The sequence below is a fragment of the Stenotrophomonas maltophilia genome (assembly GCF_047782825.1).
Lineage (GTDB): Bacteria > Pseudomonadota > Gammaproteobacteria > Xanthomonadales > Xanthomonadaceae > Stenotrophomonas.
Genome location: NZ_CP180589.1, coordinates 4,421,811 through 4,438,287, shown reverse-complemented (window position 1 = coordinate 4,438,287; position 16,477 = coordinate 4,421,811). Strand labels below are relative to the sequence as shown.

Here is a 16,477-nt window from a genome sequence, read left to right as displayed (position 1 = left end):
AGCCGCATGGATGCGGCGACCGAGCTTACATGGACGTACTTGCAGCGCCCCCTGCACAGCCCACTCGCCCGACCCAACACACAGACCCCGATGCATCAAGCGACCACCCCACGAGGGGCTGCGCCGTTGGCTGGGAAACCCTCAGATCCGCGTAGTCGCCAGGAACCGCTCGCGATCCTGCTGGGTGCGCCGCCGGATCTCCTCCAGCGCCTGGCTCTCGGTCGCTTCCAGCATCGCCTCGAACAGGCGCTGGAAGTGGTAACGCATGGCATTGCGCGCAGCCACCGGGTCGCGCCCGCGCAGGGCCTCGAAGATCGCCATGTGCTCGTCGGCACGGCTGGCGCCGTCATCGTGGCAGACCCGCGCGTACACCTCGGTCACCCGCGGCAGCTCACTGCGCATGCGCCAGATCTGCTGGATGAAGTACTCCACCACCGGGTTGCCCGACAGGCGGGCAATGGTCAGGTGGAAGCGGCGGTCATAATCGCCAGCCTCGTCGTCGGTCAGGTCGCGGCGGCACAACGCTTCGGCCAGCAGCTGCAGTTCGGCAATGCCGGCCTCATCGATATTGCTGGCGGCCAGCGCGGCGGCTTCGGCCTCGAATACCGCGCGGGCAGCAGTCAGGTCGAAGGCGCTGACATCGGGAAGGCCACCGGCGGCCTGCGCCGGACGCGGCTTCACGTACACGCCCGAACCAATGCGGATGGCGATCCAGCCCTGCGCTTCCAGCGCGATCTCGGCTTCGCGCACGGTCACCCGGCTGACACCGAAACGTTCGGCCAGCTCACGCTCGCCCGGCAGGCGCGAGCCCGGCGGGAATTCGCCGTCCTCGATCAGCTTGCGGAGCTTGGCGGCGATGGTCTGGTAGAGGCGGTTGGCGGACATGCGGCTGACCCTTGGCGGTTCCCTCCGGGCCCGTCCCGGGCCACCGTGCACGGTGCGGGTCCGGATGGAGCGACGGCGCGACCACTGGCCGCGCCGCCCTGTTCAGAACTTGTATCGTACACCGAAATACGCACGCCGCCCGTAGGTCACCACTTCACGGAAATTGCCGTAAAGCGGCTGGTACGCCACGCGCGGTTCGTTGGTCAGGTTCATCAGTTCCAGCGACAGCGACAGCTGCTTGCTGACCCGGTAACGCATGCGCAGGTCGACGCTGGTGTTGTCGTCGTAATAGCGGTTCTGCTGCGCGGTATTGCCGGTGAAGTCCTGGTAATAGTGCGAGCGGAACTTGCCGATGGCCTGGATGTTGAAGCGGCCCACATCCCAGTAGATGGAACCGGACAGCACGTGCCGCGAGAAGCCGCTCAAGCCGGCCGGCGGCACGATGGCCGGAATGACCGTGCCATCGGCAGCCAACTGCTCGCCCAGGCGCGAGTCCTGGGTCTGGTAGTCGGCGTCGGCATAGTTGTAGCTGACCTTGAAGCCCAGACCATCGAACGGCTTGGGCAGGTACGACAGGCGATGGGTGGCCGTCAGCTCGAAGCCGGTCAGGGTGCTGTCCTCGTCGGTGGTCACCTGCTGGCGTACCGGTACGGTCACGCTCTGGCCGTCGATGGTGTAGGTTTCCGGCACCAGCGCGGTGGCGGTACCGCCATTGAACTGCTTCCAGTACACCGCGCCGGCCAGCATCGTGTCCGGGTTCGGGTACCACTCCAGCGACAGGTCGCCGTTCCAGGACATCAACGGCTGCGCGGCGGGGTTGCCGCTGGCACTGATGTCGTCCAGCGCGTCGGCCAGGTTGCCGTAGGTGGCATCGCTGCTGACATTGATGGTGCGGCCGGCCCCCAGTGCTGCGATATCCGGGCGCGACATGGCGCGGTAGGCACCCACGCGCAGCAGCAGGTCCGGGCGCAGTTCGAAGGCCGCGTTCAGGCTGGGCAGCAGCTTGTCATTGCCGGCCTTGAAGACCTGGGTGCTGTAGTCGCCGGTCGGCTGCAGGCGGATCGTGCCATCGCCGTTGTCCTCGATCTGCAGGCCGGTGCGCACGCCTTCGGACCGCACATCGGTCTTGATCCAGCGCAGCCCCAGGTTGCCGGTCACCGGCAGCCCGAACAGGGTGCTGCTGAATTCCCCCATCAGGTACAGCGCGCGGGTCTTTTCGGTGATGTCGACGTTGTTGGGATCCTGGAAATCCGGGTCCAGGCCGCTGTCGGTGATACCGCGGAAGGACTGGTACAGGCACATCGGATCGAAGTAGGCCCAGGACGAAATGGTGTTGCCGCTGGCGGCATCCATGAAGTCATCCTGCGGGAACGGTGCACGGCAGGCCTGGTTGGCGGCGATGATCTTTGCCTTGTCGGCGGCGATGCGCGGGTCGTAGTCGGTCACCAGGGTGTTGTCGCGCAGCCGGTAGTCGGCCTGGCTGGCGCGCACGCCGCCCTTGATGCGGGTGAAGAAGCCGGACTCGGGCGTGAAGCTGGCATCGAAACGGCCGGCCTTGATCTTGTGGTCGTTCTCGGTGGCGCTGGAGGTCACCCGCGCCGCGCCGGTATAGGCGCCCCAGTTGTTGGGGTCGAAGTTCGGTGCCAGGGCGATGCTGGGCACCTCGCCATGCCAGTCCCAATCGTAGTCCACGTAGCCGGTGGCGCCACTGCTGATGCCCGGCACCACGGCATTGTTGACGTCGCGCTGGTTGGCGCGCAGGCGGGTCATGCGTTCGCTGTCCAGGCGGTTGGTATGCGAATAGGAAAGGTCGGTGGACAGTTCCCAGGCCGGGGTCGGCCGCAGGATCAGGTTCAGCCCGCCACCGGTGTACTCCTCGCCGCGCCAGTAGCGGTTGGACGTGGAATCGATGGACGTGCTGCCGTGCAGGTGGCGGACGATGCCGTCCTCATCCACCTCGCGCTGGGTGATGCCCCGGCGTGCATTGGACAGGCTCAGGTCGCTGCGGTTCTCGTACCAGTTGCGCTCGGTATGCTCGAAGTCGACATTCACTTCGACCATGTCGTTGGGCCGCCACTGCAGTGCACCGAATTCACTCTGGCGGTCGTTGCGTTCCTGCTTCAGGCGGTAGATGCGGCTGCTGGGCACCAGGTAGTACGGTGCGCCGTTGGCAATGGCCTGTGCGGACACTTCGCTGCAGTTGGCGTTGGTCACGTTCTGCTTGCCATCGCAGGCATACCAGGTAGAGCCGCTGGTGATGCTTTCTTCCGGGTCGGTGCCATCCAGGCGCTGGAAGCCCAGCGAGATGCCCAGCTTCTGGCCATCGCCGAATTCGAACTGATCGATGTAGCTGGCCGTGCCGCGGTAGCCGATGCCATCGTCGTCGCGGTACTTCTTGTCATACTCGGCCCAGCTGCCGCGCAGGTCGAACTGCACCGAGCGCTTGCCGTACTCCAGCGGCTTGACTGTCTCCAGGCCGATGGTTCCGGCCACACCGCCTTCGATGATGTCGGCGCGCTGGGTCTTGTAGATCGCCACCGTATTGATCAGCTCGGCCGGGAACATGTTGAAGTTCACCGAGCGGTCGCCGCTGCCGTTGGTGATCTCGCGGCCGTTGAAGTTGGTGCTGCTGAGGAAGGCGCCCAGGCCACGGATGGAAATTTCCGAGGCGCCGGTCTTGTCGCGGGTCGAGGCCGCACCGGTGAGCGTTTCGATCGCATCGGCCAGCGAGGGGGCCGGCAGGTCGCCGATGTCGTCGGCCGACAGCACGTCGGCAATGACGGTGTCGTCGCGCTTCTTGTTGATCGAACTCTGCATCGATTCGCGGATGCCGGTGACCTGCACCTGGTCCAGCGTGGTGGCGTCCTGCCCGCTGTTGCCGGCGGTGGACTGCGCCTGCACCGCCGGGGCGGCCGACAGCGCGGCAAGCAGGGCCACGACCAGGGGCGTGGGTGACAACGTGCGTACAGCTCCGGCAGTTCGCCGCATGGTTTCCTCCTCCCAAAGGATCGCCTGGACGGCAGGCGTGGGACGCAGCTTCGACACGCCGCCACACAAATGTCAACCAACTGGACTGTATTTTTCTTAATACCTTTGTTTCATACCACTTGGATGCCATTGAATGTGCTGATGCAGCATGACTTTGCGCGAAAGCTGGCTTACAACAAGCCCTGCAAGTGGTATGCACACCCACCCGAAACCGCGGCTCGACCCTTCCCGGAAGGACTTCATGCGCATCGAATCGAATTCGCAACGCCCGTCCAACCTCTATCGCTCACTTTCGCTGGCAACTGGTCTGTCACTTTGCCTGACCACCCAGCCAGCACTGGCCGCCAGCTGGCTGGTCCATGATGCCGCCGAGTTCGCCACCGCCAGCGCTGCGCTGCAGCCGGGCGATGAAATCGTGCTGGCCGATGGCACCTGGACCGACACCCGCCTGCTGCTGAAGGGCCAAGGCACCGAGGCCGCGCCGATCAGCCTGCGCGCGCAGACGCCGGGCAAGGTGATCCTCAGCGGGCGTTCTGACCTGCGCCTGGCCGGCAGCTATCTGCAGGTGTCCCACCTGGTGTTCCGCAACGGCTACACGCCGGGCGACGCGGTGGTGGCCTTCCGCGAATCCAGCAAGGCGGTGGCCAGCCACAGCCGGGTGACCGGCCTGGTCATCGACGACTACACCAACCCCGATGCCAGCGACCAGGACTACTGGGTATCGCTGTACGGCAGCCACAACCGCCTGGACCACAGCCAGCTGCGCGGCAAGACGAATGCCGGGCCGACCGTGGTGGTGGTGCGCGATGCCACCCAGGGCCTGGACAACCAGCACCGCATCGACCACAACTGGTTCGGGCCGCGCCCGCTGCTCGGCGTCAACGGCGGCGAAACGATCCGCGTCGGCACCAGCGATACCTCGCTGAGCGATTCCAACAGCACCGTGGAAAACAACTGGTTCGAAGGCTGCGACGGCGAGACCGAGATCGTCTCCAACAAGTCCGGCGGCAACACCTACCGCGGCAACGTGTTCTACCGCTCCGCCGGTGCGCTGACCCTGCGCCATGGCAACGGCAACCGGGTGATCGACAACGTCTTCCTGGGCGATGACAAGGCCGGCACCGGCGGCGTGCGCATCATCAACGCCGACCAGACTGTCAGCAACAACTACTTCGAGCGCCTGGCCGGTTCCAGCAACCGCTCGGCGCTGGCGATCATGGACGCGCAGGCCGATCCGCCGCTGTCCGGCTATGCGCCGGTGGTCAACGCCACCATCAGCCGCAACACGTTCGTGGATGTGGCGAAGATCAGCTTCGGCGTCGGCCATGACGCGGCCAAGGGCATCGACGTGGCCGCCAGCAACAGCCGCTTCAGCGCCAACCTGATCGTCAACCGCACCAGCGAGAACCCGCCCACCGCCGCCAGTGCGCTGGCCGGCATCGCCTTCAGCGGCAACGTGCAGTCGCCGCAGGCAAGCACGGTATTTCCCAGCGGCGTCGAAAGCCGCAGCGTGACCCTGCAGCAGGCCGCCGGCGGCCTGTGGACGCCCACCCCTGCCCTGCCCGCCAATGGTGCCGATCCGGCTCTGGCGATGACCGCACGCGAGGCCACGGGGGTGGACTGGTATCCCAAGGTGGGCGAGGTTGCCCTGTCCCGCACCAGCACCGGAGTTGATCGATGAGGTTGCAGCCGCTGTTCGTTTCCCTGGCCCTGGCCGTCCCCTTTGCCCTGCTGCCGGCCGCGCCGTTGCTGGCGGCCCCGGCCGCGGCTGCGCGCCAGGCCGATGCCGCACCAGTGCTGGTCACCGCCGCGCAGTGGCAGCAGATGGCCAGCGAAGGCAGCCGCTACCCGTGGTTCGCCAAGGAACAGGCGCGCACGGAAAAGTCGCTGAAGAAGATGATGAAGGCCGGCATCGACGTGCCGGCGCCCAAGGACAAGGGCGGCGGCCGGACCCATGAACAGCACAAGCGCAACTACCAGGCCCTGCTGGCGGCCGGCACCCTGTACCGGCTGACCGGCGACAAGGCCTATGTCGCGTACTCGCGCGACATGCTGCTGCAGTACGCCAAGCTTTACCCCACGCTGGGCCCGCACCCGGAAGGTCGCGGGCAGATTCCCGGCCGCGTGTTCTGGCAGGTGTTGAATGATTCGGTGTGGCTGGTCAACGCCATCCAGGGCTACGACGCGATCCGCGATGCGCTGTCCGCGCAGGACCGGCAGACCATCGAATCGCAGGTGTTCCGGCCGATGGCCGAATTCCTCATCAGCGAGCCGAAGAACTACGACCAGATCCACAACCACGCCACCTGGGCCGTGGCCGCCACCGGCATGACCGGCTACGTGCTGCGCGACCAGGAGCTGGTGGAGAAATCGCTGCGCGGCAGCCGCAAGGACGATCAGTTCGGCTTCCTGCGGCAGATCGACCTGTTGTTCTCGCCCGACGGTTACTACGAGGAAGGCCCCTACTACCAGCGCTATGCCCTGGCGCCGTTCCTGCTGTTCGCCAATGCCATCGAACGCAACGAACCGCAGCGGAAGATATTCGCGCGCCGCGACGGCGTGCTGCTGAAGGCCGTGGATGTGCTGGTGCAGACCAGCTACGACGGCCTGTTCTTCCCGATCAACGATGCGATCCTGGACAAAGGCATCGACACCGAGGAACTGGTGGCTGGCATCGGCATTGCGTATGCGCGTACCGGCGATGACCGCCTGCTGTCGGTGGCTCAGCAGCAGAAACGCCTGCTGCTTTCGCCCGAAGGCCTGCAGGTGGCGCAGGCCCTGGCCGCGAACAAGGCCAAGCCCTTCGACTACCGGCCGATGCTGCTGCGCGACGGCCCTGACGGCGACCGCGGCGGCCTGGCCATCCTGCGCATGAACGGCGAACGCGGCCAGGCGCTGGTGCAGAAGGACACCATGCAGGGAATGGGCCACGGCCATTTCGACAAGCTCAACTGGCTGTTCTACGACAACGGCAACCCGGTGGTGACCGATTACGGTGCAGCACGCTTCCTCAACGTGGAAGCCAAGCGCGGCGGCATCTACCTGGCCGAGAACCGCAGCTGGGCCAAGCAGACCGTGGCCCACAACACGCTGGTGGTGGACGAGCAGAGCCACTTCAAGGGTGACTGGAAGCGCGGCGAGGAACATGCGCCGCAGGTGCGCTTCTTCCAGGCCGATGCCGATACCCAGGTTGCCTCGGCAACGATGCGCGACGCCTACCCCGGCGTGGTGTTCACCCGTACCCAGGCACTGCTGCGCCATCCCGACCTGGGCCTGCCGGTGGTGCTGGACCTGCTGCAGGTGCACGGCGACAAGGCCGCGCGCTACGACCTGCCGCTGCACTTCAACGGCCACATCATCACCACCGGCTTCGAAGCCGAACACTTCCCCGCCCAGCGCCCGGTGCTGGGCAAGGACAACGGCTACCAGCACCTGTGGCTGGACGCACGCAGCAAGCCCGGCAGCGAGCCGCGATCTCTGGCGTGGCTGCTGGATGGGCGTTTCTACACCTACCGCTTCGGCAGTAGTGCGCCGGCACAGGCGCTGCTGGTGGAAAGCGGTGCCAACGACCCCGAATTCAACCTGCGCCGTGAGCCGGCCCTGCTGCAGCGCGTGGAAGGCCAGAAGGACGTGACCTTCTTCAGCGTGCTGGAGCCGCATGGCGAGTACAACGGCACGGCCGAGTACGTGCACGGCGCCGACAGCCGCATCAAGGACATCGTGCGCACCCGTGGCAGCGATGCCGAGGTGATCGAGCTGCGCCTGGCCAGCGGCGCACGCATCGCCCTGGGCGTGGCCGATGACAGTGCCGCCAAGGGCGAGCACAGCGTGACCGTCGACGGCCACGTCTACCGCTGGAATGGCAGCCATGCGCGTATGGACCGCAGCAAGGGTGGCGCGAAATGAACGGGCCTGCGGTGGTGAGCCAGCTGCGCAAGGTGCCGGTGCGGTCGGCCGTGCGCTGGCTGATCGTTGGCCTGATCGCCGTGGCCACGGTCATCAACTACATCGACCGCAACGCACTGGCGGTGATGTGGCCGGAAATCGCCAAGGAAGTGGGCGCGACCAAGGATGACTACGCGCTGCTGGTCACGGTGTTCATGTTGTTCTACGCCGCCGGCCAGTTCCTGTTCGGGCGCCTGTTCGACATGATCGGCACGCGCCTGGGCTTCGCGCTGTCGATCAGCGTGTGGTCGATCTCCATCGCCCTGCATTCGATCACCCATTCGATGTTGTCCTTCAGCCTGGTGCGGGCGATGCTCGGCATCAGCGAGGCCGGTGCGTGGCCGGGCGCGGTGAAGGCCAATGCCGAGTGGTTTCCGGCGCGCGAGCGCGCATTGGCGCAAGGCGTGTTCAACGCGGGTGCGTCGATCGGCGCGATCGTGTCCGCACCGGCCATCGCCGGCCTGTACCTGTGGCTGGGCTGGCGCGGCACCTTCGTGCTGGTCGGTGCCATCGGCTTCCTGTGGCTGCTGCCGTGGCTGTTCGTCTACCGTGCCGGCCCGGACAAGCACCCGTGGGTGAGCGATGCCGAGCGCCGGTTGATCATGGAAGACCAGGCCGGGCAGCAGGACGCGGTGGCACCGAAGGTGAGCGTGCGTGCGCTGCTGGCCCACCGGCAGAGCTGGGGCATGCTGGCCTGCCGCTTCCTGCTGGACCCGATCTGGTGGCTGTTCGTGTCCTGGCTGCCGATCTACCTGGCCGAGACCTTCGGCTTCGACATCAAGCAGATCGGACTGTTTGCCTGGGTGCCGTTCGTCGGCGCGATGCTCGGCAGCCTCAGCGGCGGCTGGCTGTCCGGGCGCCTGATCCGCGGCGGGCACAGCGTGGACCGCGCGCGCAAGCTGTCCATCACCCTGGGCTGCGTGATCATGGCCCCTGCCCTGCTGGGCGCGGTGCTGGCCAACCAGCCGCTGATTGCCGTGCTGGCGATTGCCGCGGTGCTGTTCGGCTTCCAGGTGGCCATCGGCAACATCCAGACCCTGCCCGGTGACCTGTTCGATGGCCGCTCGGTCGGCACGCTGGCCGGCCTGGGTGGCCTGGCCGCGGTGGCCGGCACGCTGATCACCACCTGGCTGGTGCCGGTGCTGACCCGCCATTCCTACGCCCCGATCTTCATCCTCGTCGCCGCGCTGGTGCCGCTGTCGCTGGCCGCGCTGTGGTGGTGGACCGGACCCATCCACAAGCTCGACCGCCGTGGCGGCTGAGCCTGTCTTTTCTCTTCATTCCCCCGCAAACCAAGGAGTTTCCCGCATGTCGTTCCAGGACAAGGTGGCCATCGTCACCGGTGGTGGCCGTGATATCGGCCGTGCCGTCTCGATCAAGCTGGCCGCTGCCGGCGCACGCGTCTGCATCAACTACGCCAACGATGAAGCCAGCGCCAACGAAACACTGGCGCAGATCCAGGCCGCCGGTGGCCAGGCCATCGTGCACCGCGCCGACGTGACCGATGCCGCCGCCGTGGCCGGTCTGGTAGCCGCGACCCAGGCCGCGTTCGGCGAGCGCATCGACCTGCTGGTGAACGTGGCCGGCGGCATGGTGCAGCGCCGCCCGCTGGCCGAGATCGACCCCGCGTTCTTCCACACGGTGATGGATCTGAACCTGACGTCCACCTACCTGACCACCCACGCGGTGGTGCCGCACATGGGCGAAGGCGCGGCCATCGTCAATTTCGCTTCGCAGGCCGGCCGCGATGGCGGTGGCCCTGGCGCGTCGATCTACGCCACGGCCAAGGCCGCGGTGATGACCTTCACCCGCGCCATGGCCAAGGAACTGGGGCCGAAGGGTATCCGCGTGAACGCGCTGTGCTGCGGCATGATCGCCACCCGCTTCCATGATGAATTCACCAAGCCGGAAGTGCGTACCGCCGTGGCCGGCAACACCCCGCTGCGCCGCCAGGGCGTGCCGGATGAAGCGGCCGATGCGGCGGTGTTCCTGGCCTCGGATGCAGCCGCCTTCATCACCGGTGCGAACCTGGACGTCAACGGCGGCACCTACTTCTCCTGACCTGAGCGGACACCTGCCATGCAGCGCTGGATCACCCTGCTTTCGCTGGCCCTCGGCGCTGCCGTGGCTGCCCCCGTCGCCCAGGCCGCTCCGGTCTGGGTCACCGCCTGGACCGCTTCGCCCGCCCCCGACCGCAAGGACGGCAAGCCGGATGCACCGGTGCAGTTCGCTGCACAGACGGTGCGCCAGGACATCCGGGTGGGCAGCCGTGGCCGGGCGCTGCGCCTGCGCATCAGCAACGAGCTGGGCGCTGCGCCGCTGCACGTGGAAGACATCCGCGTGCGACTGAAGGACGGAAGCGCTGCGGCGCTGCCGGTTACTGTCGATGGCCGCCGCGCCATCGACGTACCGGTGGGCGCGGCGCTGCTGAGCGATCCGCTGCCGCTGGCGGTCAACGCGCTGCAGGAGATCAGTGTGACCGCCTGGTTCCCGCAGCCCACACGGCCGGCCGTCCGGCGTACCGTGGTGCGCGCGGTTGAAGGCCAGCAGGACGAGGTGGCCGACAAGGTACGCGTCAGCTACCAGCAGAACGTGTTTTCGGCGGTGCTGGTGCAGCGCGCGGAACGACCGCAGGTGATCGTGGCGCTGGGCGATTCGATCACCGAAGGCGCGACCGCCACGCGCGGATCGTTCAACCAGTGGCCGGAGCGGCTGGCGCAGCGTCTGCAGCAGGCCTGCCCGGACCGTTTCGTGGTGCTCAACCAGGGCATCAGCGGCAACAAGCTGCTGGACCATGGCCGCAGCCACAGCGCACTCTCGCGCCTGGACCGCGATGTGATCGCGGTGGCCGATGCCGATCAGGTCATCCTGTTTGAGGGCATCAATGACATCCGCCACGGCGGCGGCGCGCAGCCGGTTCCCGGCCGCAACGCACCGGACATGCTGCTGGGCTACCGGCAGGTGGCGGCCCGGTTGCACGCGCACGGCATCCGCGCCTACCTGGGCACGCTCACGCCGTTCGGCGGCTCGGAGCGCTACGAGCCGGTCTCGGCCACCACCCGCGCCTCGATCAACCAATGGGCACGCGGCAAGGACAGTGGTTTCGATGGCGTGGTTGACTTCGATGCGGCACTGCGCGATCCGGCGCAGCCCGAATCACTGCCGGCCAACATCACCCGCGATCATCTGCATCCGAACGATGAAGGCTACCGGCGCATGGCCGAAGCGATCGACCTGGAGATGCTGGGGTGCGAACCCCCGCGGTAGGGCGCTTCCGGTAGAGCCGAGCCATGCTCGGCTGCCGTGGTTTCGTAGAGTCGAGCTTGCTCGATTGCCTCTGCCAAAAACAGTCGAGCATGGCTCGACTCTACAGAAGATCAAAAGCAGTCGAGCAAGCTCGACTCTACACACGGAAGGTGCATGATGTAGCCGGTCATCGCCCCGGAGCACGTGCATGTCCCGCTTCGCCAGCTTCCGCGAGTTCTACCCGTTCTACCTGGACGAGCACCGCCACCCGGTCTCACGGCGCCTGCACTTCATCGGCAGTTGTGGCGTACTGCTGCTGGTGGCCGCAGCGCTGCTGCGCGGCCAGCCGATGCTGCTGCTGGCGGCACTGGCGTGCGGCTATGGGTTCGCCTGGGTCGGCCATTTCTTCTTCGAGAAGAACCGCCCGGCCACCTTCCGCCACCCGCTGTACTCGTTCGTCGGCGATTGGGTGATGTTCGCCGACATCCTGCGCGGCCGGATCAGATGGTGACCCGGTTTTTGTAGAGTCGAGCCATGCTCGACTGCTTTTTGCCAAAGCCAAGGCAGTCGAGCATGGCTCGACTCTACAGAGGATCAAAGGCAGTCGGGCATGGCTTGACTCTACAGAAGATCAACGGCAGTCGGGCATCACACCGGCTGGCGTGGCCCGAACATGATCACGGCCATGCCGGCCAGGCACAGTGCGGCGCCCAGCAGGTCCCAGCGGCTGGGGCGGATGCCATCGACCAGCCACAGCCAGAACAGCGCGGTGCCGATGTAGACGCCACCGTAGGCGGCATACACGCGGCCGCTGGCGGTGGGGTGCAGGGTCAGCAGCCAGGCGAACAGCGCCAGGCTGGCCGCGGCCGGCAGCAGCAGCCAGACGCTGCCACCCTTGCGCAGCCACAGCCACGGCAGGTAGCAGCCAACGATCTCGGCCAGTGCGGTCAGCAGGAACAGCCCCAGCGTCTTCACGCCTTCTCCGTCGCCTTGGCGTGCTGCCACAGGGCTTCCTGTGCATCCAGGTCCATCGCCGCCAAGGTGTTGCCCTTGGCTTCGGCCTGCGCTTCCATGGCGCGGAAACGACGCTCGAACTTGTGATTCGCACCGCGCAGGGCCGCACCCAGGTCGATGTCGGCATGGCGGGCCAAGTTGGCGCAGACGAACAGCAGGTCGCCCAGCTCTTCCTGCAGCCGCGCCTTGTTGCCGGCGATGTCGCCGCGCTCGAATTCCTCGCGCAGTTCCTGCAGTTCCTCGGCCGCCTTGTCCAGCACCGGCAGCGGGCCGGGCCAGTCGAAGCCGACCTTGGCCGCGCGCGACTGCAGTTTCACCGCGCGCTGCCATTCGGGCAGCCCACGCGAAATACCAGCCAGTGCCGAGGTGTCCTGGTCGCCCTTGGCGGCACGCTCGGCGCGCTTGATCGCATCCCAGTTGCGCATCACGCCATCGGCATCGTCCACGCTGACGTCGGCGAACACGTGCGGGTGGCGGCGCTGCATCTTGTCGCTGATCGCGCGGGCGACATCGGCGAAGGCGAACGCACCCTGCTCTTCGGCCATGCGCGCATGGAACACCACCTGCAGCAGCAGGTCACCCAGCTCGTCGCACAGGTCATCCAGGTCGCCGCGGTCGATCGCATCGGCGACCTCGTAGGCCTCTTCGATGGTGTACGGGGCGATGGTGGCGAAATTCTGCTCCAGATCCCAGGGACAGCCGCCCTGCGGATCACGCAGGCGCGCCATGATCGCCAGCAGGCGCTCCAGTTCGGTGCTGGCGGCGTTGCCGGCGGTGGGGGTGTCGCTCATGCGGGCTCCAGGGTCAGTCGGACAGCCAGTCGCGCCACGGCAGGCTGGTGTCGCCAAGGGCGATGAAATCGCCATTCAACAGGGTATTGCGGCGGTTGTAGCGGAACGGCTTGCCACTGCTGGCCGAGAGCACCGCACCACCGGCAGCGTGCAGCACGCACTGGCCGGCGGCAGTGTCCCATTCGGAGGTCGGGCCCAGCCGCGGGTACACATCCAGACCGCCTTCGGCGATCCGGCAGAACTTCAGCGATGATCCCTGTGCCACCGTTTCGATCTCGCCCATGCGCTGCAGCAGCGCAATGGTTTCCGGCGAACGGTGCGAACGGCTGGCGGCCACGCGCAACGGCGCGGTGGCAGGCGTGCGGGTGCGCAGCACGGTGTCGTGCAGGCCCTGCCGGCGGTAGGCCAGCTCGCCCCGCATGGCATGCCAGACGATGCCGGTCACCGGGGCCTGGACCACGCCGAAGGCCGGGGCCCCCTGGTAGATCAGGGCGATGTTGACGCTGAATTCGCCATTGCGCTTGACGAATTCGCGGGTGCCATCCAGCGGGTCGACCAGCCAGTAGGCGCCCCAGTGCTGGCGCTGCTCCCACGGCACCACCGGCGATTCTTCCGACAGGATCGGCAGCTCCGGCGTCAGCTGGCGCAGGCCCTGCTCGATCACCCGGTTGGCGGCCAGATCGGCGGCGGTGACCGGGCTGTCGTCCGCTTTCAGGGTCACGTCGAAGCCACTGCCATAGACCTGCATGATCGCCTGCCCGGCTTCCTGGGCGATGGCAATGGCGGTCTCGCGCAGCTCCGTGGTCAACTTGATCATCGTGTTGCCTGCAGCCACTGGCGGGCAATGAACAGCGCCGCCAGCGAGCGCCCTTCCGAAAAATCTTCGCGCAGCATCAGCTGGTCCAGATCGGCCAGCTTCCACGGCACCACTTCCAGCTCTTCCGGTTCATCACCGGCCAGCTTTTCCGGGTACAGGTCGCGGGCCACCACCAGCCAGGACTGGTGGCTCATGTAGGTCGGCGCCAGGGTCATCGCGCGCAGCACATCGACCCGGCGCGCACCGTAGCCGGCCTCTTCCTTCAGTTCGCGGTCGGCCGCCTGTTCGGGGGTCTCACCGGCATCGATGCGGCCCTTGACCAGGCCCAGCTCGTAGCGATGCACGCCGGCCGCGTATTCACGCACCAGCAGTACGGTCTCTTCATCCAGCATCGGGACCACCACCACCGCGCCATGGCCACGACTGACCAGGCGCTCGAAACGGCGGTGTTCACCGTTGGAGAACTCCAGGTCCAGGTGCTGGCGCTGGAAGGGGCCGTTCTCCTCGTCGGTGATCCGGTGGATGATCGGCAGGCGACGGCCGGCGCGGTCGTCGTTCATGCGGAATCTCCGCGGCGGCCGGCGCGGGCGCCGGGGCCGATAGAATGTGCAGGCAGCAACATGTTCATGAGCCCGAAATGCTAGCAGACCCAACCCCCTCCCCGCTGGCCCGGCACTGGCGGGATCGCGACCTGCAGGTGCTGTGGCACCCGTGCACGCAGATGCGCGAGCACCCGGACACCCTGCCCCTGGTGCCGATCGCGCGGGGCCAGGGTGCGTGGCTGATCGACCACGACGGCAACCGTTACCTGGATGCGGTCAGCAGCTGGTGGACCAATCTGTTCGGCCACGCCGAACCGCGCATCGGCGCGGCCATCGCCGCCCAGGCCGGGCAGCTGGAACAGGTGATGCTGGCCGGCTTCAGCCATGAGCCGGCCATCGTGCTGGCCGAGCGCCTGCTGGCCCTGGCACCGCGCCAGGCCGGGCGTGCACCGCTGGCCAAAGTATTCTACGCCGACAACGGTTCGGCGGGCGTGGAAGTGGCGCTGAAGATGGCCTTCCAGTATTTCCAGAATCGCGGCGAACCCAGCCGTACGCGTTTCATCGCCCTGGAAAACGGCTACCACGGCGAAACCCTGGGTGCGCTGGCGCTGGGCGACATCCCGCTGTACCGCCGCGTGTACGCGCCGCTGCTGGCCGAAGGCCTGTTCGCGCCCTCCCCCGATGCCTACCTGGCCGAACCGGGGCAGAGCGCCGCCGACCGCGCACGGCAGGCGGCCGATGGCCTGGCCACCCTGTTCGACCAGCACCCCGGCGAGATCTGCGCGGTGATCCTGGAGCCCCGCCTGCAGTGCGCCGGTGGCATGCGCATGCATGACCCGGTCTACCTGCAGCGCGTGCGCGAACTGTGCGATGCGCACGGCGCATTCATGATCGCCGACGAGATCGCCACCGGCTTTGGCCGCACCGGCACGATGTTCGCCTGCGAACAGGCCGGCGTGATGCCCGACCTGATGTGCCTGTCCAAGGGCCTGACCGGGGGCTTCCTGCCGCTGGCGGCCGTGCTGGCCACGCAGGCGGTCTACGATGCCTTCCTGGACGACTCACGCGAGCGCGCCTTCCTGCACTCGCACAGCTACACCGGCAATCCGCTGGCCTGTGCCGCGGCGCTGGCGACGCTGGACATCTTCCGCGACGAGGACGTGGTTGCCCGCAACCGCGGCATCGCCTCGGTGATGGGCACGCTGGCGGCACCGTTTGCCGACCACCCGCACGTGGCCGATGTGCGCCAGGCCGGCATGGTGGTGGCGTTCGAGCTTTCCCGGGGCGGCGACAAGCGCACCCCGTTCGACCCGGCGCTGCGGCTTGGCCTGCACGCCTACAAGGCCGCGCTGAAGCGCGGCGTGGTGCTGCGCCCGCTGGGCGACGTGCTGTACTGGATGCCACCGTATTGCGTGGATGACGAACAACTGGAGCTGCTGGCACATACCACGCTGGCAGCCATCGACGAGGCGATTGCATGCGCGTGACCCGCTGCCCCATCGACCTGGCGCTGCACAGCGGCCAGACCGTGACCCTGCCGGAAGAGACGGCCAACCACCTGGTGCGGGTGATGCGCCTGCGCGAAGGCGATGCCTGCGTGCTGTTCAATGGCGATGGCCACGACTACAGCGCCACGCTTGTCGTGGCCGGCAAGCGCGAGGTGCAGGTGCGCATCGACGCGGTGCAGGCGGTGGACAACGAATCGCCACTGGCGATCACCCTGCTGCAGGGCATCGCCCGCGGCGAGAAGATGGACCTGATCCTGCAGAAGGCCACCGAACTGGGGGTGAGCGCCATCGTGCCGGTGAATGCCGAGCGCACCGAGGTGAAGCTGGATGCCGCGCGCGCGGAAAAGCGCGTGGCGCACTGGAACAACGTGGTGACCTCGGCCTGCGGCCAGTCCGGGCGGGCGCGCATTCCGCAGGTGGGTTCGCCGTTGTCGCTGGCGCAGGCCGCGGCGGCACTGCCGGCCGACACACTGCGGCTCACCCTGGACCCGCAGGGTGCGCACCGGCTGTCGACGCTGGATTCGGCCCCAGCCGGTGGCATCGTCATCGCGATTGGCCCGGAGGGAGGCTGGTCGCCGCGTGATCGTGACCAGTTGGCGGCGGCGGGCTTCCAGGGGCTGCAGCTGGGGCCGCGCATCCTGCGCACGGAAACCGCAGGCCTGGCCGCGATCGCGGCGCTGCAGGCGCGGCTGGGGGACCTGGGGTAAGGGTACGGACGACCGTGACCGCTGCGCTCGCCGG

Annotated in this window: 14 protein-coding genes; 8 read left to right on the top strand and 6 right to left on the bottom strand. The window is 67.3% G+C overall.

Going from position 1 to position 16,477, the window contains the following annotated elements; translation table 11 throughout:
• Nucleotides 1-141: 141 nt before the first annotated feature.
• Nucleotides 142-885, bottom strand: a complete 744-nt coding sequence (locus tag ACM2ZB_RS20360) for a FadR/GntR family transcriptional regulator (protein WP_313442049.1) — start codon at nucleotides 883-885, stop codon at nucleotides 142-144.
• Nucleotides 886-987: 102 nt separating this feature from the next.
• Nucleotides 988-3,873, bottom strand: coding sequence for a TonB-dependent receptor (locus ACM2ZB_RS20355; RefSeq protein WP_416056765.1), 2,886 nt, complete (start codon nucleotides 3,871-3,873; stop codon nucleotides 988-990).
• A gap of 241 nt (nucleotides 3,874-4,114) precedes the next feature.
• On the opposite strand from ACM2ZB_RS20355, the gene ACM2ZB_RS20350 reads away from it, so the two are divergent.
• The 6 genes from ACM2ZB_RS20350 to ACM2ZB_RS20325 all read left to right on the top strand — a co-directional run bounded on the left by ACM2ZB_RS20350 (nucleotide 4,115) and on the right by ACM2ZB_RS20325 (nucleotide 11,575).
• Nucleotides 4,115-5,554, top strand: a complete 1,440-nt coding sequence (locus ACM2ZB_RS20350) for a polysaccharide lyase 6 family protein (RefSeq protein WP_416056764.1) — start codon at nucleotides 4,115-4,117, stop codon at nucleotides 5,552-5,554.
• The gene (locus tag ACM2ZB_RS20345; protein WP_416056763.1) at nucleotides 5,551-7,779 is read left to right on the top strand and encodes an oligoalginate lyase; all 2,229 of its coding nucleotides are present in this window, start codon (nucleotides 5,551-5,553) and stop codon (nucleotides 7,777-7,779) included. The genes ACM2ZB_RS20350 and ACM2ZB_RS20345 overlap by 4 nt, the downstream gene beginning before the upstream one ends.
• Entirely contained in the window at nucleotides 7,776-9,080 is a 1,305-nt protein-coding gene (locus ACM2ZB_RS20340) for an MFS transporter (protein ID WP_416056762.1), read from the top strand. Before ACM2ZB_RS20345 ends, ACM2ZB_RS20340 begins: the two co-directional genes overlap by 4 nt.
• Before the next feature lie 46 nt (nucleotides 9,081-9,126).
• Nucleotides 9,127-9,879: an SDR family NAD(P)-dependent oxidoreductase gene (locus ACM2ZB_RS20335; protein ID WP_079222850.1), complete on the top strand. Its 753-nt coding sequence runs from the start codon at nucleotides 9,127-9,129 to the stop codon at nucleotides 9,877-9,879.
• A gap of 18 nt (nucleotides 9,880-9,897) precedes the next feature.
• Nucleotides 9,898-11,085, top strand: a complete 1,188-nt coding sequence (locus ACM2ZB_RS20330; RefSeq protein ID WP_416056761.1) for a GDSL-type esterase/lipase family protein — start codon at nucleotides 9,898-9,900, stop codon at nucleotides 11,083-11,085.
• A gap of 187 nt (nucleotides 11,086-11,272) precedes the next feature.
• Entirely contained in the window at nucleotides 11,273-11,575 is a 303-nt protein-coding gene (locus tag ACM2ZB_RS20325; protein WP_108757977.1) for a DUF962 domain-containing protein, read from the top strand.
• Between the two features lie 137 nt (nucleotides 11,576-11,712).
• On the opposite strand, the gene ACM2ZB_RS20320 is transcribed toward ACM2ZB_RS20325, so the two are convergent.
• Genes ACM2ZB_RS20320 through nudE form a run of 4 tightly spaced genes read right to left on the bottom strand, consistent with a single transcriptional unit; the run spans nucleotide 11,713 to nucleotide 14,246 of the window.
• Nucleotides 11,713-12,039 carry a YnfA family protein gene (locus ACM2ZB_RS20320; RefSeq protein ID WP_108765990.1) on the bottom strand — a complete coding sequence of 109 codons (327 nt, stop codon included), beginning with the start codon at nucleotides 12,037-12,039 and terminating at the stop codon, nucleotides 11,713-11,715.
• Nucleotides 12,036-12,869, bottom strand: coding sequence for a nucleoside triphosphate pyrophosphohydrolase (gene mazG / locus ACM2ZB_RS20315; protein WP_416056760.1), 834 nt, complete (start codon nucleotides 12,867-12,869; stop codon nucleotides 12,036-12,038). The genes ACM2ZB_RS20320 and mazG overlap by 4 nt, the downstream gene beginning before the upstream one ends.
• A 13-nt stretch (nucleotides 12,870-12,882) precedes the next feature.
• Nucleotides 12,883-13,686 carry a 3'(2'),5'-bisphosphate nucleotidase CysQ gene (gene cysQ, locus ACM2ZB_RS20310; protein WP_313442064.1) on the bottom strand — a complete coding sequence of 268 codons (804 nt, stop codon included), beginning with the start codon at nucleotides 13,684-13,686 and terminating at the stop codon, nucleotides 12,883-12,885.
• A complete protein-coding gene (gene nudE, locus ACM2ZB_RS20305; protein WP_313442066.1) occupies nucleotides 13,683-14,246 on the bottom strand; it encodes an ADP compounds hydrolase NudE in 564 nt (187 codons plus the stop codon). Before nudE ends, cysQ begins: the two co-directional genes overlap by 4 nt.
• 77 nt (nucleotides 14,247-14,323) lie before the next feature.
• Between nudE and bioA the strand changes: the two genes are divergently transcribed.
• Together bioA and ACM2ZB_RS20295 are read left to right on the top strand one after the other, a co-directional pair.
• A complete protein-coding gene (gene bioA, locus ACM2ZB_RS20300) occupies nucleotides 14,324-15,715 on the top strand; it encodes an adenosylmethionine--8-amino-7-oxononanoate transaminase (protein WP_416056759.1) in 1,392 nt (463 codons plus the stop codon).
• Nucleotides 15,706-16,443 (top strand): 16S rRNA (uracil(1498)-N(3))-methyltransferase, encoded by a 738-nt coding sequence (locus ACM2ZB_RS20295; RefSeq protein WP_416056758.1) that lies wholly within the window; start codon nucleotides 15,706-15,708, stop codon nucleotides 16,441-16,443. The genes bioA and ACM2ZB_RS20295 overlap by 10 nt, the downstream gene beginning before the upstream one ends.
• Nucleotides 16,444-16,477: the final 34 nt, after the last annotated feature.

What these genes read in the sequence shown, in the direction of transcription:
- ACM2ZB_RS20360 (WP_313442049.1), bottom strand. Translation starts at nt 885, where the DNA reads ATGTCCGCCAACCGCCTCTACCAGACCATCGCCGCCAAGCTCCGCAAG.
- ACM2ZB_RS20355 (WP_416056765.1), bottom strand. Translation starts at nt 3,873, where the DNA reads ATGCGGCGAACTGCCGGAGCTGTACGCACGTTGTCACCCACGCCCCTG.
- ACM2ZB_RS20350 (WP_416056764.1), top strand. Translation starts at nt 4,115, where the DNA reads ATGCGCATCGAATCGAATTCGCAACGCCCGTCCAACCTCTATCGCTCA.
- ACM2ZB_RS20345 (WP_416056763.1), top strand. Translation starts at nt 5,551, where the DNA reads ATGAGGTTGCAGCCGCTGTTCGTTTCCCTGGCCCTGGCCGTCCCCTTT.
- ACM2ZB_RS20340 (WP_416056762.1), top strand. Translation starts at nt 7,776, where the DNA reads ATGAACGGGCCTGCGGTGGTGAGCCAGCTGCGCAAGGTGCCGGTGCGG.
- ACM2ZB_RS20335 (WP_079222850.1), top strand. Translation starts at nt 9,127, where the DNA reads ATGTCGTTCCAGGACAAGGTGGCCATCGTCACCGGTGGTGGCCGTGAT.
- ACM2ZB_RS20330 (WP_416056761.1), top strand. Translation starts at nt 9,898, where the DNA reads ATGCAGCGCTGGATCACCCTGCTTTCGCTGGCCCTCGGCGCTGCCGTG.
- ACM2ZB_RS20325 (WP_108757977.1), top strand. Translation starts at nt 11,273, where the DNA reads ATGTCCCGCTTCGCCAGCTTCCGCGAGTTCTACCCGTTCTACCTGGAC.
- mazG (WP_416056760.1), bottom strand. Translation starts at nt 12,869, where the DNA reads ATGAGCGACACCCCCACCGCCGGCAACGCCGCCAGCACCGAACTGGAG.
- cysQ (WP_313442064.1), bottom strand. Translation starts at nt 13,686, where the DNA reads ATGATCAAGTTGACCACGGAGCTGCGCGAGACCGCCATTGCCATCGCC.
- nudE (WP_313442066.1), bottom strand. Translation starts at nt 14,246, where the DNA reads ATGAACGACGACCGCGCCGGCCGTCGCCTGCCGATCATCCACCGGATC.
- bioA (WP_416056759.1), top strand. Translation starts at nt 14,324, where the DNA reads ATGCTAGCAGACCCAACCCCCTCCCCGCTGGCCCGGCACTGGCGGGAT.
- ACM2ZB_RS20295 (WP_416056758.1), top strand. Translation starts at nt 15,706, where the DNA reads ATGCGCGTGACCCGCTGCCCCATCGACCTGGCGCTGCACAGCGGCCAG.